This is a genomic window from Streptosporangium heterodermiicola, assembly GCF_051390675.1.
Classification (GTDB): domain Bacteria; phylum Actinomycetota; class Actinomycetes; order Streptosporangiales; family Streptosporangiaceae; genus Streptosporangium.
Window position 1 is genome coordinate 233,058 of the sequence record NZ_JBPJSR010000003.1, and the last position, 25,145, is coordinate 258,202.

Annotated in this window: 25 protein-coding genes; 9 read left to right on the top strand and 16 right to left on the bottom strand. The window is 69.5% G+C overall.

Features of this window, described 5'->3' with window-relative positions; all coding sequences use genetic code 11:
• The first annotated feature begins 274 nt into the window (after window positions 1–274).
• The gene (locus tag ACSC1Q_RS08210) at window positions 275–1,891 is read left to right on the top strand and encodes an APC family permease (protein ID WP_436758053.1); all 1,617 of its coding nucleotides are present in this window, start codon (window positions 275–277) and stop codon (window positions 1,889–1,891) included.
• A 60-nt stretch (window positions 1,892–1,951) separates the two neighbouring features.
• On the opposite strand, the gene ACSC1Q_RS08215 is transcribed toward ACSC1Q_RS08210, so the two are convergent.
• The 7 genes from ACSC1Q_RS08215 to rpsF form a co-directional block, all read right to left on the bottom strand.
• Window positions 1,952–2,695 (bottom strand): amino acid ABC transporter ATP-binding protein, encoded by a 744-nt coding sequence (locus ACSC1Q_RS08215; protein ID WP_436758054.1) that lies wholly within the window; start codon window positions 2,693–2,695, stop codon window positions 1,952–1,954.
• Between the two features lie 70 nt (window positions 2,696–2,765).
• On the bottom strand, window positions 2,766–3,632 hold the full coding sequence (locus ACSC1Q_RS08220) for an amino acid ABC transporter permease (RefSeq protein WP_436758055.1): 867 nt from the start codon (window positions 3,630–3,632) through the stop codon (window positions 2,766–2,768).
• A gap of 91 nt (window positions 3,633–3,723) precedes the next feature.
• Window positions 3,724–4,614, bottom strand: coding sequence for an ABC transporter substrate-binding protein (locus ACSC1Q_RS08225; RefSeq protein ID WP_436758056.1), 891 nt, complete (start codon window positions 4,612–4,614; stop codon window positions 3,724–3,726).
• A gap of 303 nt (window positions 4,615–4,917) precedes the next feature.
• Window positions 4,918–5,364, bottom strand: coding sequence for a 50S ribosomal protein L9 (rplI, locus tag ACSC1Q_RS08230; protein ID WP_436758057.1), 447 nt, complete (start codon window positions 5,362–5,364; stop codon window positions 4,918–4,920).
• A gap of 14 nt (window positions 5,365–5,378) precedes the next feature.
• A complete protein-coding gene (gene rpsR, locus ACSC1Q_RS08235; RefSeq protein ID WP_012895699.1) occupies window positions 5,379–5,615 on the bottom strand; it encodes a 30S ribosomal protein S18 in 237 nt (78 codons plus the stop codon).
• A 101-nt stretch (window positions 5,616–5,716) separates the two neighbouring features.
• Complete coding sequence (locus tag ACSC1Q_RS08240; RefSeq protein WP_436758058.1) at window positions 5,717–6,283, bottom strand: single-stranded DNA-binding protein; 567 nt, start codon at window positions 6,281–6,283, stop codon at window positions 5,717–5,719.
• Window positions 6,284–6,360: 77 nt separating this feature from the next.
• Window positions 6,361–6,651: a 30S ribosomal protein S6 gene (gene rpsF / locus ACSC1Q_RS08245; RefSeq protein WP_030919721.1), complete on the bottom strand. Its 291-nt coding sequence runs from the start codon at window positions 6,649–6,651 to the stop codon at window positions 6,361–6,363.
• Window positions 6,652–6,899: 248 nt separating this feature from the next.
• On the opposite strand from rpsF, the gene ACSC1Q_RS08250 reads away from it, so the two are divergent.
• A complete protein-coding gene (locus tag ACSC1Q_RS08250) occupies window positions 6,900–7,211 on the top strand; it encodes a hypothetical protein (protein ID WP_436758059.1) in 312 nt (103 codons plus the stop codon).
• A gap of 130 nt (window positions 7,212–7,341) precedes the next feature.
• Here the strand turns inward: ACSC1Q_RS08250 and ACSC1Q_RS08255 are convergent, their stop codons facing one another.
• Window positions 7,342–7,527 (bottom strand): hypothetical protein, encoded by a 186-nt coding sequence (locus ACSC1Q_RS08255; RefSeq protein ID WP_344744214.1) that lies wholly within the window; start codon window positions 7,525–7,527, stop codon window positions 7,342–7,344.
• 95 nt (window positions 7,528–7,622) lie between these two features.
• On the opposite strand from ACSC1Q_RS08255, the gene ACSC1Q_RS08260 reads away from it, so the two are divergent.
• A complete protein-coding gene (locus ACSC1Q_RS08260; protein WP_436758060.1) occupies window positions 7,623–8,381 on the top strand; it encodes a deoxyribonuclease IV in 759 nt (252 codons plus the stop codon).
• Window positions 8,382–8,546: 165 nt separating this feature from the next.
• Here ACSC1Q_RS08260 and ACSC1Q_RS08265 read toward each other — a convergent pair whose 3' ends face one another.
• From ACSC1Q_RS08265 to ACSC1Q_RS08275, 3 genes are all read right to left on the bottom strand, one after another.
• The gene (locus ACSC1Q_RS08265; RefSeq protein WP_436758061.1) at window positions 8,547–9,698 is read right to left on the bottom strand and encodes a putative hexosyltransferase; all 1,152 of its coding nucleotides are present in this window, start codon (window positions 9,696–9,698) and stop codon (window positions 8,547–8,549) included.
• A 203-nt stretch (window positions 9,699–9,901) separates the two neighbouring features.
• On the bottom strand, window positions 9,902–11,209 hold the full coding sequence (locus ACSC1Q_RS08270) for a glycosyltransferase family 87 protein (RefSeq protein ID WP_436758062.1): 1,308 nt from the start codon (window positions 11,207–11,209) through the stop codon (window positions 9,902–9,904).
• Entirely contained in the window at window positions 11,209–13,929 is a 2,721-nt protein-coding gene (locus tag ACSC1Q_RS08275; protein WP_436758063.1) for a transglycosylase domain-containing protein, read from the bottom strand. Before ACSC1Q_RS08275 ends, ACSC1Q_RS08270 begins: the two co-directional genes overlap by 1 nt.
• A gap of 620 nt (window positions 13,930–14,549) precedes the next feature.
• Between ACSC1Q_RS08275 and ACSC1Q_RS08280 the strand changes: the two genes are divergently transcribed.
• Entirely contained in the window at window positions 14,550–15,224 is a 675-nt protein-coding gene (locus ACSC1Q_RS08280) for a PadR family transcriptional regulator (protein ID WP_436758064.1), read from the top strand.
• Between the two features lie 32 nt (window positions 15,225–15,256).
• Window positions 15,257–16,336 carry an inositol-3-phosphate synthase gene (locus ACSC1Q_RS08285; RefSeq protein WP_350968666.1) on the top strand — a complete coding sequence of 360 codons (1,080 nt, stop codon included), beginning with the start codon at window positions 15,257–15,259 and terminating at the stop codon, window positions 16,334–16,336.
• Window positions 16,337–16,630: 294 nt separating this feature from the next.
• Here ACSC1Q_RS08285 and ACSC1Q_RS08290 read toward each other — a convergent pair whose 3' ends face one another.
• The gene (locus tag ACSC1Q_RS08290) at window positions 16,631–17,104 is read right to left on the bottom strand and encodes an NUDIX domain-containing protein (RefSeq protein WP_436758065.1); all 474 of its coding nucleotides are present in this window, start codon (window positions 17,102–17,104) and stop codon (window positions 16,631–16,633) included.
• A 10-nt stretch (window positions 17,105–17,114) separates the two neighbouring features.
• A complete protein-coding gene (locus ACSC1Q_RS08295; protein ID WP_436758066.1) occupies window positions 17,115–17,864 on the bottom strand; it encodes a helix-turn-helix domain-containing protein in 750 nt (249 codons plus the stop codon).
• A gap of 764 nt (window positions 17,865–18,628) precedes the next feature.
• Here ACSC1Q_RS08295 and ACSC1Q_RS08300 point away from each other — a divergent pair.
• Together ACSC1Q_RS08300 and ACSC1Q_RS08305 are read left to right on the top strand one after the other, a co-directional pair.
• The gene (locus ACSC1Q_RS08300; protein ID WP_436758067.1) at window positions 18,629–19,000 is read left to right on the top strand and encodes a hypothetical protein; all 372 of its coding nucleotides are present in this window, start codon (window positions 18,629–18,631) and stop codon (window positions 18,998–19,000) included.
• Window positions 19,001–19,014: 14 nt separating this feature from the next.
• Window positions 19,015–19,440, top strand: coding sequence for a hypothetical protein (locus ACSC1Q_RS08305; protein WP_436758068.1), 426 nt, complete (start codon window positions 19,015–19,017; stop codon window positions 19,438–19,440).
• Between the two features lie 100 nt (window positions 19,441–19,540).
• Here ACSC1Q_RS08305 and idi read toward each other — a convergent pair whose 3' ends face one another.
• A complete protein-coding gene (gene idi / locus ACSC1Q_RS08310; RefSeq protein ID WP_436758069.1) occupies window positions 19,541–20,125 on the bottom strand; it encodes an isopentenyl-diphosphate Delta-isomerase in 585 nt (194 codons plus the stop codon).
• Between the two features lie 135 nt (window positions 20,126–20,260).
• On the opposite strand from idi, the gene ACSC1Q_RS08315 reads away from it, so the two are divergent.
• On the top strand, window positions 20,261–21,571 hold the full coding sequence (locus tag ACSC1Q_RS08315) for an MFS transporter (RefSeq protein ID WP_436758070.1): 1,311 nt from the start codon (window positions 20,261–20,263) through the stop codon (window positions 21,569–21,571).
• 80 nt (window positions 21,572–21,651) lie between these two features.
• Here the strand turns inward: ACSC1Q_RS08315 and ACSC1Q_RS08320 are convergent, their stop codons facing one another.
• Both ACSC1Q_RS08320 and ACSC1Q_RS08325 read right to left on the bottom strand, forming a co-directional pair.
• Window positions 21,652–22,860 carry an adenosylmethionine--8-amino-7-oxononanoate transaminase gene (locus ACSC1Q_RS08320; protein WP_436758365.1) on the bottom strand — a complete coding sequence of 403 codons (1,209 nt, stop codon included), beginning with the start codon at window positions 22,858–22,860 and terminating at the stop codon, window positions 21,652–21,654.
• An 88-nt stretch (window positions 22,861–22,948) separates the two neighbouring features.
• Window positions 22,949–24,445 carry a CCA tRNA nucleotidyltransferase gene (locus tag ACSC1Q_RS08325; RefSeq protein WP_436758366.1) on the bottom strand — a complete coding sequence of 499 codons (1,497 nt, stop codon included), beginning with the start codon at window positions 24,443–24,445 and terminating at the stop codon, window positions 22,949–22,951.
• Between the two features lie 159 nt (window positions 24,446–24,604).
• Between ACSC1Q_RS08325 and ACSC1Q_RS08330 the strand changes: the two genes are divergently transcribed.
• Window positions 24,605–25,126, top strand: coding sequence for a YbaK/EbsC family protein (locus ACSC1Q_RS08330; protein ID WP_436758071.1), 522 nt, complete (start codon window positions 24,605–24,607; stop codon window positions 25,124–25,126).
• The last annotated feature ends 19 nt before the right edge of the window (window positions 25,127–25,145 follow it).

Genomic DNA, 25,145 nt, shown 5'->3' on the forward strand with positions numbered 1-25,145 from the left:
ATCGGCGGCCGGATCGTCGGCCCCGGAGGTCGGCCGGACGCACCGGACGGAGGCCGGGACGGCGCGACGGCGGGCGGTTCACCTGTGACGGACGGTGTTCGCCGGGCGGGTGATCAGGGCGTGACACGGTGGTGTCCACCACGTGACCGGCTAGCCCTTGTCCAGCGCAACTCCCCTGCGGCACTGTGAAGCGAGTCCCACAATATAGGGTTATCAACCCACCACGATTGGTCACGTCGTGCCCGAAGGTGCTTCCTCGTCGATCGTTCGCCGCATGCCGCCGGACCGTGCCACAGGCCGACTGACCGGTGCGCGTCACGGCCTCCCCACGGCCTATCGCGGGGCGGACCTCATCGTCCTCGGTGTCGGGGTCATGATCGGCGCGGGCATCTTCAGCCTCGCCGCCCGCCAGGCGGCGAACATGGCGGGACCGGGCGTGATCCTCTCCTTCATGATCGCGGGAATCAGCAGCCTGCTCGTGGCCTTCTGCTTCGCGGAGCTGTCCTCCGCCATGCCGAGCTCGGGAAGCGCCTACACCTTCACCTACGTCATCTTCGGCGAGGTCTGGGCCTGGATCGTGGGCTGGGCGCTGGTCCTGGAACTCCTGCTGGCCACGGCCGCGGTGGCCCGCGCCTGGTCGCTCTACGCCTCCCAGATGCTCACCGACCTCGGCGTGCGCCTTCCCGAGGTGATCGCGGGCATGGTCGGCCAGACCACGGGTTTCGACCTGTTCACGCTGTTCATCCTGGCGATCCTCACGGCCGTGGTGGCTCTGGGGGCCCGGGTCGGACTGCGCACCCTGTGGGTCATCGTGGTCGCCAAGCTGCTGGCCATCGGCGCGGTCATCGTGATCGGCGCCCTCCACTTCGACCAGCGCAACCTCGCGGCCATCCCGGTGCCGGCGGTGCCCGCCGAGAAGGCCGAGGAGGGTCTGCAGTCCCCGCTGCTCGGCCTCCTCCTCGGCCAGACGGGCACGTTCGGCTGGTTCGGCATCTTCGCCGCCTCGGCGGCCATCACCTTCGCGTACATCGGCTTCGACGTCGTGGCCACCGCCGCCGAGGAGTCAGAGGACGCCCCCCGGTCGATCCCGAAGGGCATCATCCGCGGGCTGGTGCTCACCACGGTCATCTACATCGCGGTCGCGGTGATCATGGTCGGGATGACCCCGTACGACAAGATCGCGGCGGACGCGCCGCTCGCCAGTGCCTTCCGCGAGGCGGGCGAGGGCTTCATGGTGCACGTCATCAACATCGGGGCGGTGCTCGGTCTCACCACCGTCGTCCTGGTGCTGCTCGTCGGCCTGACCCGTGTGCTGTTCTCCATGGCGCGCGACGGGCTGATCCCCCGCTCGCTCTCCAAGATCAACCGTAGTTACCGCAGCCCGACGAGGGTCACGCTGATCATCGGCTTCCTCGCGATCCTGCTGGCCGAGTTCGTGGACGTGCTGACGCTCGAACCGCTGGTCGTGATCGGTGCCCTGTTCGTGTTCATCGCCGTGGCCGCCGGGGTGGTCAGGATGCGGCAGACGATGCCGGACCTGCCCCGGGGCTTCCGCACCCCGCTCTCTCCCGGCGTGCCGATCGCCTCGATCCTCGCCTGTCTGTGGCTCATGGTGAACCTGCAGCTCATCACCTGGCTGTACTTCATCATCTGGATGGCCTTCGGCGTGCTGGTCTACCTGGTGTACGGCAGGCGCAACAGCGTGCTCGCCGCGACGGCGCGGCCCGTCCCTGAGCCTCCGGTACGTCCGTCCCCGGGGCCGTACCAGTACGGGCCCGGGGACGGATGGACGGGCCCGCCCCGGCCGCCCGGGCCAACCGGTCCTCCCGGTCCTCCCGGGGGTCCCGGCTCCGGATCCACCGCCGGGCCCCGCGGCAGGCACCGCCGCTGAGACCGCGCGCCTCGAAGGCTCTGAGGCTCTGAGGCTCGAAGGCTCTGAGGCGGGAAGAGGTCAGAGGCGCCGGGCGTCGATGACGCTCTGCACGAACTCCCTGGTGCGGGGCTCGCGAGGGTCGGTGAAGATCTGCTCAGGGGTGCCTCGTTCCAGGAGCACGCCGCCGTCGAGGAAGCAGACGGTGTCGGCGATCTCGCGGCAGAAACCCATCTCGTGGGTGGTGAGGACCATGGTCATGCCCCCCTCCTTGAGCTCCCGGATGATCCCGAGCACCTCCTTGACCAGCGCCGGGTCCAGGGCCGAGGTGACCTCGTCCAGCAGCATCAGGCGGGGCCGGGTGGCCAGGGCCCTGATGATGGCGGCACGCTGCTGCTGGCCACCGGAGAGCTGGTCGGGGTAGGCGCCCGCCTTGTCCGCCAGACCGAACCTGGCCAGCAGGTCGCGGGCCTGCGCCTCGGCCTCCGTCCTGCCCGTCCCGTGCACCTTGCGCGGCGCCAGCGTGATGTTGTCCAGCACGCTCATGTGCGGGAACAGGTTGAACGCCTGGAACACGATGCCCATGCGCTTGCGCACGTCGTCGGGGTCGGTCCTGGCGTCGGTGATCTCCTCACCGTCCAGGGTGATCGTGCCGTCGTCGGCGGTCTCCAGCAGGTTGACGCAGCGCAGCAGGGTGGACTTGCCGGAGCCGGAGGCGCCGATCAGGCAGACCACCTCGTGCGGCTCGACCTCCAGGTCGATGCCGCGCAGCACGCTGTGGCCGCGGTAGTTCTTCCACAGGCCCTCGATGGCCAGCAGGCTCATGCCCTCTCCTCCCGTACCGCCGCCGCCGTCTCATCGGGCGCGCTGCCGCCGTACGCCCCGATCCGCCCGCTCACTGGCCCCGCCGCCGCTGCGAGCGGGCCGCCAGGTAGTCGGTGAAGCGGGCCATCGGGATGGTGAGCAGGATGAACAGCAGCGCCGCCGCCAGGTAGGGGGTGTAGTTGAAGGTGCTGGCGACGTGGATCTGCGCCTGCCGCAGCGCCTCCAGGGGACCGATCGTGGCGACGAGCGCGGTGTCCTTCTGCAGCGAGACGAAGTCGTTGAGCAGCGGCGGCACCACCCTGCGCACGGCCTGCGGCACCACCACGTAGCGCATGGTCTGGCCGTGACTCAGCCCGAGGGACCGGGCGGCGGCCCGCTGGCTGGGGTGCACCGACTCGATCCCGGCCCGGAAGACCTCCGCCACGTACGCGCCGTACGAGAGGGTGAGCGCGATGATGCCCAGCGTCGCGAGGTCCGTCGGCGTGCCCTGCAGGCCGAGCGCGGGCAGGCCGAAGCCGACGAGATAGATGACGAGGATCGTGGGCACGCCGCGGAAGACGTCGGTGTAGATCACCGCGACGGCGCGCAGCGGGAAGAACACCGGCGCCGTGAGGTTGCGGGCCAGCGCGACGAGCAGTCCCACCACGAGGATGAGCGGCTCGGCGATCAGGAAGATCTTGATGTTGAGCAGGAACCCGCTCAGCACGTCCGGCAGCGCCCCGGTGAACTGGTCGAGGTCGAAGAACGTCTCCCGCACCCGGGGCCAGCCGGGCGAAGTGGTGAAGAGCCAGAGCAGCAGGACGATCACGAGGATCGTCGAGACCGTCGCGACGGAGCCCGAACGGATCGACGACCTCCTGCGGAGCCGCTCCCGCTCGACCTGCCGCTCGCTCTTCTCCCAGCCGGTGGGAACCTCCAGGCGCTCGTCGTTCCTCATCGGGCGCCACCGTGACGCGGACCGTACGCGCTCCGCGCCCGGGTTCTGCTCGTGGACACCCGCGTCCGCGACGCCGGAGAGTACGCCAGGGTCACTTCAGCTCCGGCGCGCCCGCGGCGGAGCCGAGCCACTCGGTCTCGATCTTCGCCAGCTCACCGGAGGCGGTCAGCTTGTCGATGGCCTCGTCGACACAGCCCACCAGCGGGCTGCCCTTCTCGAAGACCGCGCCGAAGACCTCGGGCTCCCCGGAGGCCGTGCCGAACTGACCGACGATCTTGGAGTTCTCGACCTGGGCGGCGGTCACGTAGAAGGCGGTGGGCAGGTCCACCACCACGGCGTCGACCTGCTTGTTCTTCAGCGCGTTGACGGCGTCGATCTGCTCGTTGTAGACGTTGAGCTCGGACGACGGCTTGATGACGTCCTTGACCGCCTGCAGCGAGGTGGTGCCGATCTGCACGCCGATCTTGGCGTCCTTCAGGCCCGCCAGGTCCGTGGCGGAGGCGACCTTGGAGCCGTCCAGCGCGACCACGGCCTGCTTGACCGTGTAGTAGCCCTTGCTGAAGTCGACGACCTTGGCCCGGTCGGGGGTGACCGAGACCTGGTTGACGTCGAAGTCGAACTGCTTGGCGCCCGGCGCGAACGCGGAGTCGAACTTCACCGTGGCCCAGGTGACGTCTTCCTTGGCGAAGCCCAGCTGGCCCGCGATGGCGTAGGCGACCGCGCTCTCGAAGCCCTTGCCGTTGGCCGGGTCGTCGTCGCTGAACCACGGGTCGTAGGCAGGCTTGTCGGTGCCGACGGTCAGCTTGCCCGGGGTCTTCAGCGCGGGGCTGTCCTTGGCGCAGGCGCTCGCGGCCGTGGAGGCGGCGCCGGAGGCGCTTGAGGACGCGGGGCTCGCCTGGGTCGTCGTTTCCGAGGCCGGCGCACAGGCTACCGCGGTCGCCGCGAGGGCACCGAGCGCGAACAGCGTCGAGGGACGGACCATGACAAAACCTCCAGGGCGAAGCAACGGTTCCCGAATTGTATGTACTCGCGGTGACCTGGGGTAACGGGGTATCAGAATATGAAATTTCCCCGGCGGAAAAGAGGGTTTTCACCGGCCCGTACGGGCCCGTGGAAGGACCGGGGAAGGACGGAGAGGGGCCGGGAAGGGGACTGCGGCCCGGGGACCCGGAAACTCCGGGACTCGGGAACCCGAGAACTCAGGGACTCGGAGACTCGGAGACTCGGGAAAAGGACAAGGGCCCCTCCCCGTGAGCGGGGAGGGGCCCTTGTCACACGGGGCCTGTCAGGCCGCGACGACCTCGACATCGAGGGACGCGGAGACCTCCGGGTGCAGCTTGACGCTGACCCGGTGGGAACCGAGGCTCTTGATCGCGGAGGCGATCTCGATGCGACGGCGGTCGAGCAGGGGGCCACCGGCGGCCTTGACCGCCTCGGCGACGTCACCCGTGGTGATGGAGCCGAAGAGACGGCCGGACTCGCCGGCCTTCGTCTTCAGGACCACCTTCAGGGCCTTCAACTGGCCGGCGACTTCCTTGGCGGTGCCGAGGTCGCGAATCTCGCGGGCGTCGCGGGCCTTCTTGATCGAGGAGATCTGCTTCTCGCCGCCGCGCGACCAGAGGATCGCGAAGCCGCGGGGAAGCAGGAAGTTGCGGCCGTAGCCGCTCTTGACCTCGACGATGTCACCGGGAGCGCCGAGGCCGGTGACCTCACTGGTGAGAATGAGCTTCATCTGTCCGGACCTCCTTAGCGCGCGGTGCTCATGTACGGCAGGAGCGCCATCTCACGAGCGTTCTTGATAGCGGTCGCCACGTCACGCTGGTGCTGGGTGCAGTTGCCCGTCACCCGGCGGGCACGGATCTTGCCGCGGTCGGAGATGAACTTCCGAAGCAGCGCCGTGTCCTTGTAGTCGACGTAGGAGATCTTGTCGTGGCAGAACAGGCAAACCTTCTTCTTAGGCTTGCGCAGTGCCGGCTTGGCCATCGTGGTGCTCCTTTCAGAGCCCCGCCGTCAGGCGGGAATGGTCGCTGCGGATATGGACTGGGATGTCGGGACGCGGTGGTGGCCGTCCCGGAGGAGCGTCCCTAGAAGGGCGGTTCGTCGCTGAAGTCGCCGCCGCCGAAGCCGCCGCCACCCTGCTGCTGCTGACCGCCGCCGCCCCCGTAGTTGTTGCCGCCGCCGCCGCCGGAGAAGCCGCCACCTTGCGGTGCGGCCGGCGCCGCGGAGGCCCACGGGTCGTTGGCGGGGCCGCCGCCGAAGCCGCCACCGCCGCCACCGCCCTGACGGGCGGTCTTGTTGACCTTGGCGGTCGCGTTACGCAGGGAGGGGCCGACCTCGTCGACCTCGACCTCGTAAACGGTGCGCTTCTCGCCTTCCTTGGTCTCGTAAGACCTCTGACGGAGCCGCCCCTGAACGATGACCCGCATGCCGCGCTGGAGGCTCTCGGCGGCGTTCTCCGCCGCCTGCCGCCAGACGTTGCAGGTCAGGAACAGGCCTTCGCCGTCTTTCCACTCGTTGGTCGTCTTGTCGAGGAACCTCGGAGTGGACGCGATGCGAAACCGGGCCACCGCTTGCCCCGTGGGGGTGAAGCGCAGCTCCGGATCGTCGACGAGGTTGCCGACGATGGTGATCGTGGTGTCGCCTGCTGCCATGGCTAGCGCTGCCCTTCCTGCGGCCTTCGCTGGTTATCGGCTCAGAGTACGGCTGCCGTCCGACAGAATGCCGGAGATTAGTGCACGTCCGGGCGCAGGACCTTGGTGCGCAGGATTCCCTCGTTGAGGTTCATCTGCCGGTCGAGCTCCTTGACCGTGGCGGGCTCGGCGCTCAGGTCGATGACGGCGTAGATGCCCTCGGGCTTCTTCGCGATGTCGTAGGACAGCCTGCGGCGACCCCACACGTCGACCTTCTCCACGGTGCCGCCGTCGTTGCGGACGACCGTGAGGAACTGGTCGAGGGAAGGGGCGACCGTACGCTCATCGAGCGAGGGGTCAAGAATGACCATCACTTCGTAACGGCGCATGCTGACTTCCAACCTCCTCTGGACTCTTGCGGTCACGACACCGTGCCGTGACAGGAGGACGCTGACGTACGCCACCTCGGGCTCCCATTTCGGCGCTCGGGGTGGAGGGTGGGCCATGACACACCCATTCGACGTAGCCGTGCCAGCCTACCAGTCCGGCAAGGGTTGGGCCGTCACCTCGCCGGGCACGTCCCCATCAGGGGAAACGGGTACGTCCTCACGAATTCTGGGGGAAGGGGGTGGTGGAGATGCCGCGCACGTCCGGACGCGACCGGAGCGGGCCGTCCCGGTTCAGGCTGAACAGCGACGGGCGGCGCCACCCCCTGGAGAACGTGCTGAGCGTCGCTACGATCCTCTGCGGGCTGATCGCCTTCGTGGCCGGATTCATCCCCTCCGCGCACTCCGTCGCGTCGTTCCTGGGGGTGCTGGGATTCTTCGGCGGCCTCTACTCCCAGTACATCTCCGCGACGAGGCCGGAGCGCGCGCTGAACATCGTGGGCATCGTGGCCTCGTTCGTGGGTGTGGCCTTCGGCATCCGCCACGGGGGTTTCCTGCCCTGAGCTCCCCGGGCCCAGGGTCCCGAATCCCGGAAGCCCGGACCTGACCAGGGCCACAACGGCGAGGGCCGGGCCGAGTGGCCCGGCCGGATCGCGCGGCACGTGGACGGGGAACGACTAAGACCGGGAACGGCTAACCCGCCAGGCGCAGGTCCACTCCCAGCAGGACGAGGAACCACAGGAAGACCGCGAGCAGGGCCTCCGCGATGTCCTTCAGGAGCGCGGGGGTGATGTAGTCGTACACCCAGGCGACGTAGATGCCGATCAGGATGTAGATGAGGCCGATGAGACTGATCCCTCTGCGATAGCGAGCAGCCACTTGGAACTCCTTGGGGTTGGCCCGTGGGGGCGGGCGGTGGGGCGCGACCTGCGACTGCCCAAGCCCTCGGCGTTGAAACGGCTACTCTCGGATACATGCCGCTTATCGGAGCTCATGTCGATCAGGACGACCCGCTGGCGCATGCCAGGTCACGCGACGCCGAGGTCGTGCAGTTCTTCCTCGGTGACCCGAAGGGGTGGAAGGCCCCGGTCATCGGCGAGAAGACACGGGAGATCAAGGACTCGGACGTGGAGGTCTACGTCCACGCCCCCTACGTGATCAACGTGGCGACCGCCAACAACCGGGTGCGCATCCCCAGCCGCAAGCTGCTGAGCGCGCATCTCGCGGCGGCGGCCGAACTGGGCGCGCGGGGGCTGATCGTCCACGGCGGGCACGTCGGCGCCGGGGACGACCCGCGGAAGGGCTTCGACAACTGGCGCAAGGTGTTCGAGCGCCTGGAGGAGCACGAGGTCCCCGTGCTCATCGAGAACACCGCGGGCGGCGGCAACGCGATGGCGCGCAAGCTCGAACGCGTCGCCCGGCTGTGGGACGCGCTCGACGGCTTCGACGTGGGTTTCTGCCTCGACACCTGCCACGCCCACGCGGGCGGCGAGGACCTGGCGGACGTGGTCGAGCGGGTCATGGCGATCACCGGCAGGATCGACCTGATCCATTGCAACGACTCGCGCGACGCCTTCGACTCAGGCGCCGACCGGCACGCGAGCCTCGGCGCGGGCCAGATCGACCCGGAGCTCATCCTGGGGGTGTGCCGGAGCGCGAACGCCCCGATCGTGGTGGAGACCCCCTTCGACGGCCAGGCCGAGGACATCGCCTTCCTCAGGACGAAGCTCTAAAACCCTCAGGACGAAGCTCTAAAACGAAGCTCTAGAACGAACCTTCGGGAGGAAGGCCCAGGTGAGGCTCCGACGTGGCTCCGGGGCGAGAATTGATCCACAGCCTGTGGATAACTTCATGGGATTACTTTTCCCGGAGAGTGGGTAAGGAGCCTTCCCCGCCGTTCAGCCCACCCAGGCCCCGTCGGCGAAGATCAACACGTTGAGCGCCATCAACGGGCCCACCACCAGGGCGTAGACGACGATGATCCATCGTCGCCACGGCGCCGGCCCGCCGCTCGCCCGGGCGATGAGGATGAAGAGCGGCCACCACAGCAGCGCCGAGCGCGGGACCGACAGATAGTAGGCGGAGCACAGCAGGGCACCCACCTGGAGCCCCACGTAGACGAACTCGCTCCATCTCCGCAGGTAGAGCAGGACCAGCACGAGCCCCACCCCGACGATCGCCCCCGCGATCTCCAACCGGAACGCCCAGGCGAACCGTCCGTCGCCCGCGGTGGCGTTCCAGGTCGTGATCAGCGACTCCCAGGGCCACACCAGATGGCGTCCCCAGCCGGCCTCCTGCGCGGTCTTCCAGGCCAGCCAGTCGCCCGTACGGGAGTACTGGTACGCGGAGTAGAGCCCCAGTGGCACGAACGGGAGGAGCAGCCACGCCGCCTGCCGCACGGGCTGCCTGCGGACGAGGAACTCCACGATCAGCGCGACGGCGAGGAACAGGCCGGTGATGCGCACGCAGGAGGCGCCCGCCGCGAGGGCCGCGGCGAGCGGCCAGCGGCCCTGGCGAGCCGCGAGCCAGGCGGGGACGGCGAAGGCCAGGAAGAGCGACTCGCTGTAGCCCGCGAACAGGAACACCGCCATCGGCCAGAGCAGCAGCGCCAGCACCGCGCGCCTGCCGGTCCCCTCCGGGCCCTCGAACTCGGCCAGCCTGGCGAGCGCCGCCATCGCGACGGCACCGGCCACCAGGGAGATGAGCAGACCGGCGAGCGTCCAGTCGTCGATCACGAGATGCGCCGCGCGGAGCATCAGCGGCATCCCGGGGAAGAACGCGGGCAACCCCTTGTCGGGCTCGCTGCCCGGGGCGCCGTCGTAGCCGTGCTCGGCGATGGTGACGAGGAGGCCCGCGTCCCAGTTGCGCCAGCGCTCCAGGAACGGCTTCGGCAGGGCGTCGCCCTCCATCAGCGCCTGGGCGCCGACGGCGACCAGGACGACGATTCCCAGGCGGGAGGCCAGCCAGAGCAGCAGCCCTTCCGTCGCGGTGTCGCGCGGAGGGGTGTCGCGCGGGGGAGCGTCCTGTGGGGGAGCTGGAGGAGTGGTCACAAGGTCGGATTGTCCCGGATCATCTCGGCGGACCGCCAGACTCGGACGCTCGCTGAACAGCCCCACTCCCGCCTCCTGCCACCTCGCCGGACGCTCGATCCGGTCCTGTAACCTCGCCGGACGCTCGACGAACACCCTCACCCCACCGGAGCCGCCGAACCCACCGAACCCACCGAACCCGGCGGACGTCCCCCGTCCAGGCGTTAGGAGAGCGCGAGCCGGAAGCGGTCGGGTGCCTCGTCGAAGACGCCGCCCGCCTGGTCGTCGGTCCCGTCCTCGCGGACCACGTCCTTGTCCGGGACGAAGATGTCCCGTACGACGAACGCCATCATGATCAGAATGGTGATCGCGCGGGCCCACACTGCGGTGAAGTAGGTGTCGCCCGCGATGCCCAGGGCCTCGTTGCCCGGCTGGATGCCGACGAGATACAGCCAGATCGCGAAGAAGTACCAGCACTCGGCGAGCTGCCAGAGCGCGATCGGCTTCCAGCCCGGCCTGGCCAGCACCGCGAAGGGGATCAGCCAGAGCACGTACTGCGGCGACCACACCTTGTTGGTCAGCATGAAAGCCGCCAGGGTGAGGAAGCACAGCTGCATCAGGCGGGGACGGGTCTTCGCCGTCAGGGTGATCACGGCGATCGCGAGGCAGAACGCGGCGAGCGAGACGACGCCCAGCTTGTCGAGGAGCTCGGAGTCACCCAGGATCGGCCACTGCTTCTGGTTGAAGAAGTACCAGATGGAGCCCCAGTCGGCCGGTCGCTCCTGGCTGAAGACGTAGAACCTCTTCCAGCCGTCGAAGGCGAAGACCATGATCGGCACGTTGACGACGAGCCAGGCGCCCGCGACGCCGCCGATCGTCTTGAGGAACGGTACCCATCTGCCGGTGCGCAGCGTCAGCAGGAACAGCGGGCCGAGGAACATCAGCGGGTAGAACTTGGTGGCGATCGCCAGGCCGAGCAGGATGCCCGCGAGCCACTGCCTCCGCTTCGACCAGGCCAGCAGCGCGCCCAGCGCGAGGGCGTTGGCCGCCAGGTCCCAGTTGATGTACGCGGTGAGGATCAGCGCGGGGGCCAGGGCGTACCAGAGCGCGTCCCAGCGCCTGGCGGGACCGGCCAGCGTGGCCATCAGCAGCACGCCGACGATCAGGCAGATCGCCATCAGGATGACGGTGAGGTCGTAGAACGCCGTCCCCTGGTCGCTCATCGGGGTGACGATCCGGCGGAAGAACTCCATGATCCCGCCGATGCCGACGGGGTACTCGACCGGATAGTCGAAATAGGGGATCTTGCCCTCGTTGAGCTTCTCGTTCCACCACAGGGGATAGATGTCGGTGTAACAGAAGTTCGTGAACTGCAGGGTCCCGTGGTTCCATGCCCCGTCGACGCGGCACGGCCACTTCCAGAACCAGGCCAGGACCGCCCCCAGCCCCGCGAACAGGGCCAGGGGCACGTACGGGATGGCCCGGGTGCCGAACTCGGGCAGCGGGCTCCGCGGCGACAGGAGATTCTTCATCAGGGACGTCGTCCGCTCGCGGAGGGTGTCGGGACGACGGCCGCGCCCGGTGTGCCGGGGGCGCCGAACGTGTCAGGCCCGCCGTTCTGTTCCACCTCGCCGTTCGGCGGATCGTCGCTCGGATTGTCGTCGGTGCCGATGTCGCACGAGCCGTCCCAGGGCAGGCACTCGTTGCCTTCGGGCTCGCCCTGCTCGCCGCCGTCGCCGTTGTCGTCGTTCTGCCAGCCGCCGTCGTCGCCGTTCTCGTCGGGGAACGGGTTGGTGTCGTCCATCGTCGGCGTCGGGCTGGGCGTCGGGGTGGGCGTGACCAGGTTGTTCCGCGTGCCGGTGTTGGCCCTCGGCGGGAACTGCATGACCTCGTCCTTGGCGGTCACGGCCTGCATGTAGTCGTGCCAGATCTGGGTCGGGGTGCCGCCGCCGCCGATGAACTCGGGCATGCCCTCCTCTTTCCAGAGGATGCTCTCGTTCTTGATCTTCGGGTTCGGCAGGCCGTACTTGTTGACCTTGAGCTTGCGCGTTCCGGTCCTGTTGTAGGGCACGTCGTTGGACATGCCGACCGCGGTGACGATCTGCGGGGTGAAGCCGACGAACCAGGCGTCCTTGTAGCCGTTGTTCGTGCCGGTCTTACCGGCCACCGGCCGCGTGCCGAGGTTGGCGGCGCCGCCGGTGCCGCCCCTGACGACCTGCTGCAGCGCGACGGTCGTATCGGCCGCGGTCTCGGGGGTGATGACCTGCTTCTCGACGATCTGCTCGGGGAGCACGAGACCGCCGTCGACCGTGGTCACCTTGGTGACGGTGTGCCAGCCGAAGTGCTTGCCCTCGTTGGCGAAGATCCCGTAACCGCTGGCCTGCTCGACCGCGGTGACCGAGGCGCTGCCGATGGTGACCTGGTACTTCTGCTCCTGGACCGCGTAGTCGACCGCGTTCTTGCGCTGGTAGAGGGGGTTGTACTTGGTCGTCTCACCGACCCCCGCCTCCTTGGCGATCCTCGCCACCTCGTCGAGGCCCACCTCCTCGCCCATCTGCGCGAAGACGGTGTTGACCGAGCTGGCCATGGCCTTGACCATGTCGATCGGCCCGAACGCCTGGTTCCCCGAGTTGCCGATCGGGGTGGTGCCGGGCATCTTGATCGTCCGTACGCCGTCGACCAGGCTGTCGAGCGACTTGTCGTTCTCCAGCCAGGCCGCGAGCACGTAGGGTTTGAACGCCGACGCCGCCTGCTTGGTGGAGTCGAACGCGCGGTTGACGGAGTCGTTGACGAAGTCGTCGCCGCTGTAGAAGGCGAGCACCCGGCCGTTCTTCGGGTCCACCGAGGCCACCCTGGCGTGGATGGTCCGGTCCAGCCCGGCGGTGCGGGCCTTCACCGCCTTCTGCGCCTCCTTCATCATCTTCTCGTCGAAGGTGGTGTAGACCTTGTAGCCGTCGGTCTCCAGCTCCTCCTGGGTGATGTTCCGCCCCTTGAGCTCCCGGAGGACGATGTTGAGCATGTAGCCCTTGAGGCCCTTGTAGGTGTTTCCGATCGCGACCTTCTTGAACTTCAGGTCGTCGAAGGAGCTTCCCGCGTACTTGCCGTACGCGGTGGGGTCGAGCTCTCCCATGTTCTTGATCGCGGCGTTGAACCGCCACTTGATCGCGGAGTAGTCGCCCGCCTTCTCCTGGACGTCGAAGGCGCTCGGGTTCTGAACCCGGGCGGCCAGGTAGGCGCCCTCCTGCGGGGTCAGCTCGCCGACGTTCTTGTTGAAGAACGTCTTCGCCGCCGCCTGGATGCCGTGCGCGCCGCGGCCGAAGTAGACGAGGTTGAAATACTCCTGGAGGATCTCGTCCTTGGTCTTCTCCTTGCTCAGCTTGACCGAGACGAAGATCTCCTTGATCTTGCGCTGGATCGAGACCTCCTGGCTGAGGCCCTCGTAGTAGCCGCGCGCCATCTGCTGGGTGATGGTCGAGGCGCCCTGGAGCTGGGTGCCGCTCACGGTGCTCCAGAGCGAGCGGGCCATGCCCGCGATGTCGATGCCGCTGTCGGTGCGGAAGGTCTGGTTCTCCAGGGCGATCACCGCGTCCTGGACGTGCTTGGGGATCTGCGAGAGCTTCACCGGGGTGCGCTGGACGCCGAGCCGCGCGATCGCGGTCTTCTTGTCGCGGTAGTAGATCACGCTGCCCCGGTCGTCCGCGCTGTCCTGCGTGGAGTCGGGGATGGGCGTGTTGGCGTAGGCGACCGCGATCATGCCGAAGACGCCCGCGCTGAGGACCACGAAGCTGGCCATGACGATCTTCCAGTTGGGCAGGAAGCGCGTCCACCTCTTGGCTTTGGGCTCGTCGTCGTCCTCGGGACCGCCGCCTCCCGGGCCCCCCGGGCCCTCGGGGCCGCCCGGTCCGCCCGCGGCGGGACCGCTCGCGCCACGCCCTCGGCGCCTGCGCCCGCCCTCGCCCGGCCTCGAACCGGCGGAACGCCCGCCGCCCGCCTGGGCGGCGAGCATCGCCTGGGTGTCCTCGAAGGCGGCCTCGGCACGGCGGCCGGTCGGGTCGGTGTCGCGGCGGCGCATCTCACCGGGACCACCGGGAACGCCGGGACCACCGGGAACGCCTGGGCCGCCAGGACCACCGGGGCCGCGAGGCGGCATGCCGCCGGGGGCGCCCGCGTCGCGCCGGGGCGGTCCGCCGGGCTGCTGGGACGCGGCGCCGGGGTAGGGCATCCCGCCGGACTGGGGCCCCGGCTGGGGCATCATCGCGGTCCGGGGATCGGCTCCCGCTCCCTGTGGCGGCCGGCCCTGCGGTGCCTGCCGGGAAGAATCCCAGCCTGCGTCGGTTTGGGGATTTTGTGAGGGGGGAACTGCACGGGGAGCGGCTCCTGGGCTTGAGCGACGGCGCCGCCCCTGGCGAGCCGACCCGTCGGCGCCCTCCTGGCGCCCGTCCGGCTCCGGGTCATTGCTGTGGCTGTAACTCACGCGTCCTCGTTCGGTCATCGGGGTCTACGACGGCGTGCAGGCGGGCGAGACTACCTCCTGACCACCGGAGATCTCGCCGCCTTGGCTCACTGGTAGCCGGCCTATTCGGGTGGATCTCCATTCCCGGTGACGAACGAGATCGTCGGGTGGTTCCAGCGACAACCTTGGCAGACCTCTCCCAGGTTGACGCGGAATTCCGGGTATTGGAAAGCGGTCCACGCCGCGCGAGGACCGTGTCCCACGACCGCCTGCTGTGACCACATACGCGCCAGACTACGGCCTTTTTGTCGTTTGCTCCCAACCACTTGGGAAAGTCGCTGATTGCAGCCTTATGTTGGATGGACGTATCCTGTCGATGTATCGGTTCGATACATCGACGCGAGAGGTGGTGGTTTCCAGTGGCCGGCGGACGTGGCGGCGTGCTGGAGCTGGCCGTGCTCGGGTCGTTGCACGAGACCCCGTTACACGGCTATGAGCTGCGCAAACGGCTCAACGCCCTGCTCGGCATGTTCCGGGCGTTCTCCTACGGCTCCCTCTACCCGTGCCTTCGTCAGCTGCTCACCGACGGGCTGATCGTCGAAGACGGCGACGCCGCCGCGGCCTCCACGGCCGCCGACAGCGCCATCGTGCTCCCCGGCCGCCGTTCGAAGATCGTCTACAAGCTGACAGCGGAGGGCAAGGAACGCCTGCAGGAACTCCTCACCCAGGCCGGCCCGTCCGCCTGGGAGGACGAGAGCTTCGGCGTGCACTTCGCCTTCTTCAGGCACACCGAGGCCGAGGTGCGCCTGCGCATCCTCGAAGGCCGCCGCAGCCGGCTGGAGGAGCGTCTGGACGCCGTGCGCACGGCACTCGCCCGTACGCGCGAACGTCTGGACAGCTACACCCTCGAACTCCAGCGTCACGGTCTGGAGTCGGTCGAACGCGAAGTGCGCTGGTTGAATGAGCTGATCGCCACCGAACGGCGAGCATCGCCGCCGGAGGGGGAACGGCGGCCCGCGCGAGATGAGACGTCCAGGGCGCCCGCGCCAGGGACGGGCACGACGGGGCGGCACGCCACCCCGGAAGAGAACTGACCACTGAGAAAGAACAAAGGGGAGCGAGTGCCATGGGTTCGGTGCGCGTAGCCATTGTCGGTGTAGGCAACTGTGCCACGTCGCTCATTCAGGGCGTGCACTACTACCGGGACGCCGACCCCGGTGCCCGGGTGCCGGGCCTGATGCACGTCAAGTTCGGCGACTACCACGTCGGTGACGTGGAGTTCGTCGCGGCGTTCGACGTGGACGCCAAGAAGGTCGGGCGTGACCTGTCCGAGGCGATCGTGGCCTCGGAGAACAACACGATCAAGATCTGCGACGTGCCGCCGCTCGGCGTGACGGTGCAGCGCGGCCCCACCTACGACGGTCTCGGCGAGTACTACCGGGAGATGGTGGAGGAGTCCGACGAGGCCCCGGTCGACGTCGTCCAGGTCCTCAAGGACAGCCAGGTCGACGTCCTCGTCTCCTACCTGCCGGTGGGCTCCGAGGAGGCCGACCGCTTCTACGCCCAGTGCGCCCTCGACGCGAAGGTCGCGTTCGTCAACGCGCTGCCCGTGTTCATCGCCTCCGACCCCACGTGGGCCCAGAAGTTCGTCGACGCCGGGGTCCCGATCGTCGGCGACGACATCAAGTCGCAGGTCGGGGCGACCATCACGCACCGCGTGATGGCCAAGCTGTTCGAGGACCGCGGCGTCGAGCTGCTCCGCACGTACCAGCTGAACTTCGGCGGCAACATGGACTTCATGAACATGCTGGAGCGCAAGCGCCTGCAGTCCAAGAAGATCTCCAAGACCCAGTCGGTCACCTCGCAGATCCCGCACGAGATGCAGAAGGCCGACGTGCACATCGGCCCGTCGGACCACGTGCCGTGGCTCGACGACCGCAAGTGGGCGTACGTGCGCCTGGAGGGCAGGTCCTTCGGCGACACTCCCCTCAACCTGGAGTACAAGCTGGAGGTCTGGGACTCCCCCAACTCCGCCGGAATCATCATCGACGCGGTGCGCGCCGCCAAGATCGCCCTCGACCGGGGCATCTCCGGGCCGATCCTGTCGGCCTCCTCGTACTTCATGAAGTCACCGCCGGAGCAGTACTCCGACGACGAGGCGCGCGACTACGTGGAGAAGTTCATCCGCGGCGAGGTCGAGCGCTGACCCGTCGGCGTCGTACGGCGAGGGGGCTTCCCCTCTAATGGTCGTCGCGACACCCCGGCTCGGGGAGTGCGACGGACGTCGGGATCCGCGAGATCCGAAGCCGTGAGACATGCCGGACCGTCGGGATCGACCGGCGCAACGGCCGGGCGCGAACGAGACCGACAAGATGGGGGCACCGCAGGTCAGACGACCTGCGGTGCCCCCATCTCGCGCGTCCCGCCACTCACAGGGAGATGAGCGCGTCCACATCGCCGACCGAATGCGGGAGAAGGTATCGATGTGGCGCCGGACCGTTCAACCGAGGAACGGCTGAACGCGAGACTCGTCGAGAGCGTGACCGATGCGCAGTCGCTGCGTGGGGTGCATGTCGAGTACGTCGAGTTCCGCAGGAGACACCCACCGTACTTCGCTCGCCTCGTCCGTCGCGTGAGCCGTGCCCGACACCGGCCGGGCACGGAGGCAGACGTTGAACTGCTGGCGGACCTCGCCGTCACTGTAGGCGATCACGTGCCGAGGGTCGCTGTAGATACCGACGACGCCGGTGATCTCCACGGTCACGCCGGTCTCCTCGCGGACCTCGCGGGCCACGGCGTCGGCGATGGTCTCGCCCAGATCCATCACTCCGCCGGGCAGGGCCCACAGCCCGCTGTCGCGCCGACGGTGCAGAAGAACACGCCCCGAGTCGTCGATCACTACCGCGGACCCTCCGGGCACGACGGAGTTCGGTGCGGGGGCGTTGGGATCGTTGTAGTAATCGGTTCGGGTCATGCCCGATCGCCTACCCGGCGGTCACGGTGTCCAGTCGCCGAGTCGTGCCCCAGATCTGTTCGAACTGGTCGGCGTACCGGGTAAAGATCCCGTGCGGGGAGAGCCGCTGCATGTGCAGGGCTGGATGCTGGTAGCCGCGGGACCGATACAGATACGGCGTGACGATCATCTGCTCGTCGAACCGGTAGATCGCCGAGTACAGGTGCACCTGGTGAAGCCCGATCTGAACGCCCGGGACGTCTTGAAGATCCCGCAGATGGTTGAGGGCGTTGCGGATCCGACCTGGCAGGGTGCCGCCGAGTTGCTCCAGGTCGTCGCGCTCAACCACGTGGGTGCTGTCGGGATCGGCCAGCGCGATTCGCACCCGGCCCCCGGCCGCACACTTCTCGGCGATCAGTTGGGGGAGGTTGATGTGCTGCTCCCAGATGAACAGGAAGCAGTAGCCGACGATGTCGATCTGCTCCCGCGCTCCGATGAGAAGCGACTCCCACAGTGCCGGGGGGACGTCGACTCGGTGAGCGTAGGCGCCCATGACCTCACCCGTCACCGTGCCGCCCGGTGCTTGATCTGGTCGCGAGGTAGGCCAGAGGACGGCTTCGTCCTCGTTGAGGCGACGAGCGATGGCCATTCGGTTGGCCCGGTGGGGGACGCGGCCGTGGACCCAGCGGTTCGCGGTCTTGGCATCCACACCGACGGCAGCGGCGAGTTCGGACAGGGTCACGCCCGCACGGAGGATCGCGGTACGTAGGCGGTCGTTCACAGGGGGCATGGGACTTTTATAAGGCTTCAAGGACGTCCCCGTAACGTCCTTTGCGGACGTTTCCGCGTCCCCCATCTCCTCGCACCCTTGAGAGCGTGAATGATTCGCCAGCGGAACTGATCGACCGGACTCCAGTGAGCATCAGCTGCCACTGTCTCGCCGACGTCCCACCCCTGCCGATGGGCTGCGCCGACTGCGGGCACGCCCCCTACGCGCACGGCTGCCCCGGCCAGGCCGCCGACCACGAGTACGCGCGGCCGACCGGCGCGCTGATGGCCGAGCGCCTCGACGCGCGCCGCCGCCTCGGACTCGGCCGCGCCCTGCCGACCTTCAAGCCCGACCCCGAGATCCCGGCGCGGCCGATTCCGCTGGTGCCCGCGCCCCGCCAGGCCGAACCCGAGGCGACGCCGCCGCGCACCCGGCCCGCCGGACACACCGGCACCCCCCGCCGCCCGCCCGTACCGGCCGGTGGAGACGCGGGAGAGCCGCGCGGTCCGCCTGGCGCTCGCCCGCGACTCCCTCGCCCGCCGCCGGGCCCGCACCGCCGCCCGCATGCACGAACACGGCGCTCCGCCTCCGGGCACCGTCCTCTCGGACGCCCCGCCGCTCCCCGACCCCCGGACCCTCCGGCCGGGGCCCGCCGTCGCCCCCGGCCGGGGCCGCTCCCCGGACGCCCCTCCGGTACGACGGCACGAGCCCCGGCGAGAGGTCGCGGCATGCACGCGATCCCACCGCGGGATGACCCCATGAACAGGCGCGGCGGCGTGTCTCCTTCCCAAACACGCGCCGTCGCGCCGTCGGCCGACACCGAGAGCGAGGCCGTTGCGCGGGCCAAGGAGCTGACCCTCGTGCTCGGCGAGGTGTACGGCATCTCGGCCGACGTCCACACGCTGCGCTCCGGCAACGCCGTCGTGTCCATCTATCACGGGCTCCTGGCCTACACCGACGGCGAGAGGTTCTGGTGGACCGGCCCCAGGCCCGGCGACTCCGGCGCGCCCGTGCTCAGCCCCGAGCTGACGCTGCCCGCAGCCGCCGAACAACTCGCCGGGCACTACGCGATCCTGCGCGGCAGGAGCCTCACCACCGTGCCTCCGCTCGCCGACGAACTCATGACCGATCACGCCGGACCGGTCTGAGGAAGGAGGCGGTCGTGATCCCATCACCCGGCACACCGGCAGGCGACCTGCGAGGCGAGACGCAGGGGGCCGGGAGTCGTCGCCGGGCTCCTCGCGTCCCCAGGGAGGAGGTCCGGGTGCCGACCACCCCCGACGCCCTGGGCGGTGATCTGGACGCCCGCGATGAATGGACCTGCCCCGGCGTCAGCCCGCACCCCGTGCGTGTCGCCCCGGGCCGCCGGGCACTCGGCTGGGAGGCGTTGGCGCCGGGACCGTACCGCGTGCTGGAGCACACGTGCGCCTGCCGGGCGGTCTACTTCGAGCTGATCGCCTGCGGCGGCACCTACATGATCCACAGGGTGATCCAGGGCAGGCCGACGGAGCACGCCTTCGCCGGGCGGTGGACACACCGCGAGGCCCGCGAGATGTGGCTCCGGCTGCTGACCGGGCAGGCACGGTAGCCGGCATCCGGACGCGCGGGAAGGCGCCGGGCCGGGAAAGCTCGCCGTGGAACGACCGGCGGCGTGAGAGACCCTCACACCGCCGGGACGGAAGGCCGCGTCAGCAGCGGGCAGCGAGCGGGAGCTCGGCGGGGTCGGCGGCCCGCCAGGCGAGCGGGTCGGCGCCGAGCTCGACCAGCTGGGGGACCTGCTCGCGGCACCAGGGAGAGATCGCCAGACGGTCGCCGATCACCCCGTCGGTGAACTCCTTCCACGGCACCCAGCGGACGTCGTCGACCTCGTCGGGGTTGGGCGCCGCCTCGGCGGTCACGAGCACCCGGTAGACCGGGCACAGCTCCCGCTCGACGGTGCCGTTGTCCATGACCGCGCGGTAGGAGAAGCGGGGCAGGAGGAGATCGACCTGACCGGCCGCGAGGCCCAGCTCGTGGGAGAGCCTGCGCGTCACCGCCTCGGGAAGCGGCTCGCCGGGCAGGGGGTGGCCACAGCAGCTGTTGGTCCACACCCCCGGCCAGGTGATCTTGTGCAGTGCGCGGCGGGACAGGAGGACCCGCCCCTGCTCGTCGAACACGTAACTGGAGAAGGCCAGGTGGAGGGGAGTGTCGAGACCGTGCACCGTGGCCTTGGCCGCCGTGCCGATCGCGTTTCCCTCGGTGTCGACGAGCACAACGTGTTCATCAGGTGTCACCCGACCGAGGGTACGTGATCATGTCGGTTTACCGCGCCCCCTAAGTGATACGTAGGCAAAGGTGTTGAATGTCCATTTGGCTAATCAGGGATGTACCCGATGCCCGGCCACGGCGCCCGCACATAGGCTGAGCGCGTGTCATTCATCTCCGATCTACGCGTGGTCCTGGAAGGTCGGGACTTCCGGAGGCTGTACGCGACCCGCCTGGTCTCGCAGTTCTCCGACGGGATCTTCCAGTTCGCCGTGGCCGGGTTCGCGTTCTTCAGCCCGGAGAAGAGCACGAGCGCGGTGGAGATCGCCGCCGGGCTGGCCGTCCTGCTGCTCCCGTACTCGATCCTGGGCCCCTTCGTCGGGGTGTTCATCGACCGCTGGTCGCGGCGGCAGATCCTGGTGGTCGCGCCGCTGGTCCGCGGGGCGCTGCTGCTCGCCGCGGCGGCGCTCGTCGCCGCGGACGCCCCCGACGGGATCTTCTACGCCGCCGCGCTCGGCGTGCTCGGGGTGAACCGCTTCTTCCTGGCCGCGCTGGGGGCCTCGCTCCCGCACGTCGTGCCGGCCGACCGGCTGATGGTGGCCAACGCCGTCACCCCGACCTCGGGCACCGTGCTCACCTTCGTTGGCATCGGCGCCGGCTACCTGCTCCGGGCGCTCTTCGGCTCCGACCACCGGGGCACCGCGGTGCTGCTGGTCGTCTCCGGTCTCGTCTTCGGGCTCAGCGCGCTCATCTCCATGACCATGGGCAGGCGGCTGCTCGGCCCCGCCTACGACCCCGCCCGGCCGCAGGCCCGCGAGGCCGTGCGCCACGTGCTGACCGGCCTGGCCGACGGCGCGCGGCACCTCGCCAGGCACCGGGCCGCCGCCGCGGCGATGGGCGCGATGGCGACCCACAGGTTCATGTACGGCATGTGCACGGCGATGCTCGTGCTGCTGTCGCGCTACTACTTCGCCGAGAACGCCGAGGACGCGCTGAACGCGGTCTCCGTCGTGGTCGCCACCTCGGGGGTCGGCTACTTCCTGGCCATCCTGGTCACGCCGTGGGCCACCGAGCGCTTCGGCATCGAGCGGTGGGTCCCGGCCATGCTGGTCACCGCCGGGGTGCTGACGCTGGCGCTCTGCGCGCCGTTCCAGCAGTGGGGGTTCGCGGCCGCGGGCTTCGTCCTCGGCATCGCCGGGCAGAGCATCAAGATCTGCGCCGACACCGCCGTCCAGCGGGACCTGCAGGACGCCTACCTCGGCCGGGCCTTCTCCATCTACGACATGCTCTTCAACGGCAGCTACGTGCTGGCCGCGGCCCTGGCGGCGGCGCTGCTCCCGCCGGACGGCAGGTCGCTGCTCGTGCTGGTGGTCATCGCCGCCGGATACGTCGTGGGCGCGGTGATCTACCGGATCGTCACACCGGCCCGGGTGATCGAGCCTCTGCCGTCGTCACCGTCGTCGCCCTCACCGTGACCGGGCCGCCGTCGCCATCATCGCAATCATCGTCGTCGCGAGCCTCACGATGACCGGGGCGCCGGTCACCGGCGCGCCCCTCACAGTGACCGGGCCGCCGCCGTCATCGCCGTGGTGACCCTCTTCAGGTCGCCGTCGCCGATCGAGTAGGGCGGCATCGCGTAGATCAGCCGTCCGAACGGGCGGAGCCAGACGCCGTGCCGCATGACGAGGGCCTGGACGGCGGGGACGTCGACGGGCTCGCGGGCCTCGATCACCCCGATCGCGCCGAGGACCCGCACGTCCCGCACCCCGTGTGCCTCCGAGGCCCCGGCCAGGCCCGCGAGGAGACCGGCCTCGATCCGGCCGACCTCCTCGCGCCACGGGCGCTCCCGCAGGAGCTCCAGGGAGGCGCTCGCGACGGCCGCGGCCAGCGGGTTGCCCATGAAGGTCGGCCCGTGCATCAGCACGCCGACGCCCCCGGCCACCCGCTCGGTGCACAGCGTCGCGGCCAGCGACATGTAACCGCCGGTCAGGGCCTTGCCCAGGCACATGATGTCGGGCCTGACCCCGGCGTGGTCGCAGCCGAACAGCTCCCCGGTCCTGCCGAACCCGGTGGCGATCTCGTCGGCGATCAGCAGGACGCCGTGCTCGTCGGCCAGCTCGCGGAGCAGCCGCAGGTAGGCCGGGTGGTAGAAGTGCATGCCGCCCGCCCCCTGGACGACCGGCTCCACGATGATCGCTGCCAGCTCCCCGGCGTGCCGGGCGACCAGGTCCGCCAGCCGGGCCGCGTAGCCCTCGTCGTACTCGCGCGGCGGCCGGTCGGCGAACACGTGCTCGGGCAGCACGCCGGAGAACAGGTGGTGCATGCCGTTGACCGGGTCGCAGACCGACATCGCCCCGAAGGTGTCGCCGTGGTAGCCGCCCCGCACCGTGAGCAGCCGTCCCCTGCCGGTGAGCTGGAAGGCCATCTTGATCGCGACCTCGACGGCGACCGACCCCGAGTCGGCGAGGAAGACCTTCGGCAGCCCGGTCATCGCGGCGAGCGTGGCGGCCAGCCGCACGGCGGGCTCGTGGGTGAGCCCGCCGAACATGACGTGCGCCATGTCCTCCAGCTGGTCCTTCAGCGCCCGGTTGAGCCGGGGGTGGTTGTAGCCGTGGATCGCCGCCCACCAGGACGACATGCCGTCGACCAGCTCGCGCCCGTCGGCGAGCGTCAGCCGCACCCCGTCGGCGCGGGAGACGACGTGCGGCGCCACCGGCTGGGGTGTGGCCGCGTAGGGGTGCCACACGTGCTCACGGTCGAGCATGGCGATCTCCGCGCCCCCGGCGGCCTCCGCGGTCTCGCCAAGGCCGCCAAAGTCACCGGTGTCGCCGGGGTCGCCGGGGTCGCCGGGGTCAGGAGCGCCGTTCAGAGTCCACCTCACCGGCGACGTCGCCGGCCTCGCCGATCCGGCCGGCCGCCACATCCACCCCGTCCGCCACGGCCGCCCCGTCCGCCTCGTTCACTCCGTTCGCCCGTGCCCACTCGCGGAGGGCGTCCGCGGCGGCCTCCTTGCCGAGGACGCCCTGGTCGAGGCGCATCTCCAGCAGGAACTTGTAGGCGCGGCCCACGAGGGGACCCGGCGGGACGCCGAGGAGCTCCTGGATCTCGTTGCCGTCGAGCTCGGGGCGGATCTTGCCGAGCTCCTCCTCCTCGGCCAGCCGGGCGATGCGCTCCTCCAGCTGGTCGTAGGTCTGCGACAGGGCCTGGGCCTTGCGCCGGTTGCGGGTGGTGCAGTCGGCGCGGGTCAGCTTGTGCAGGCGCTCCAGCAGGTGGCCGGCGTCGCGGACGTAGCGGCGTACGGCCGAGTCGGTCCACTCGCCCGTGCCGTACCCGTGGAAGCGCAGGTGCAGCTCCACCAGGCGGGAGACGTCGGCCACCACGTCCTTGGGGAACTTCAGCTCCGCCATGCGCTTCTTGGCGAGCTGGGCGCCGACCACCTCGTGGTGGTGGAAGGAGACCCGGCCGCCGGGCTCGTGGCGGCGGGTCTTCGGCTTGCCCACGTCGTGCAGGAGCGCGGCCCAGCGCAGGATCCGGTCGGGGCCGCTCTCCTCCAGGTCGATCGCCTGCTCCAGCACGATCAGCGAGTGCTCGTAGACGTCCTTGTGCCGGTGGTGCTCGTCGATCTCCAGGCGGAGCTTGGGCACCTCGGGCAGCACGTGGTCGGCGAGCCCGGACTCGACGAGGAGCCGCAGGCCCTCGCGCGGGTGGTCGCCGCCGATGAGCTTGTCCAGCTCGTCGCGGATGCGCTCGGCGGAGACGATGTCGATCCTGTCGGCCATCGCGCCCATCGCGGCGAGCGCCGCCGGGTCGACGGCGAAGCCGAGCTGGCTGGCGAACCTGGCCGCGCGGAGCATCCGCAGCGGGTCGTCGCCGAAGGAGCGCTCGGGGGCGCCCGGGGTGCGCAGCACCTTGGCGTGCAGGTCGTCGAGGCCGCCGTGCGGGTCGACGAACTCGCGGGACGGCAGGCGCAGCGCCATCGCGTTGACCGCGAAGTCGCGCCGGGCCAGGTCGCCCTCCAGCGTGTCGCCGTAGGCCACGTCGGGCTTGCGCGACTTGGGATCGTACGACTCGCTGCGGTAGGTGGTGATCTCCAGCAGCCACCCGCCCTTGCGGACGCCGACGGTGCCGAAGTCGATGCCGATCGTCCAGATGGAGTCGGCCCAGTCGCGGACGAGCTCCAGGACGGTCTCGGGCCTCGCGTCCGTGGTCAGGTCGAGATCGTTGCCGATCCTGCCCAGGAAGACGTCGCGTACGGAGCCGCCGACGAGGGCGATCTGGTATCCCCTGGCGGCGAAGAGCTCGCCGAGCTCGTCCGCCACGGGTGCGATCTTCCGGAACAGCTCGCTCATGCCGTGGCGCTGGCTCTGGGTCAGATTTGAAAGGGACAAGCCGGGTAGGTCCTTCGGTTACGGAACATGTTCCCCTGCGGGGATACACCTGAAGCGATCACCAGGTTACGGTCGGTCAGGGAACCTCGGGGACTGTGCGTCGAGGCAAGGAGCACACACATGAAGGATGCGCTCGCGATCCACCGCTGGCTCCTCGCACACCAGGTCCATCATGAGATCGTACGCCTTCCGCGCGCGATGACATGCTCGGACGAACTCCCCGAGGTGCTGTCGGCGAGTCCCGAGATCTGCCTGGGAGTCACGGTCCTGGAGGTCACGACGCGAATCGGCCGCGAGCCCGTGGCGGTCGTCACCTCCGTCGGATCCCCGCCGCGCCCCGGCGTGATCGGCGGCATCCTGGAGGCCCGGCGGGTCCGGCAGGCCTCGGCCTTCACCGTCAACTCCGCCACCGACTACGCCTCGGGCCTGGTCTGCCCGCTGCTGCTGCCCCCCACGCTCACGGTGCTGGTGGACGAGCGGCTCACCCGTACCGTCACACCCGTTTACGTGCCTACCGGAGAGCGTCGTACGGCACTCCTGATCCGTGCCGACCACCTGCTCACACTGGTGTCAGGAAAGATCGTCGACCTGACCCGGCATGGCTCCCGCAGGGAACCGGCGACCTTTCCCCTCGCCGGTTAGGCCATAGCATTACCGGCGT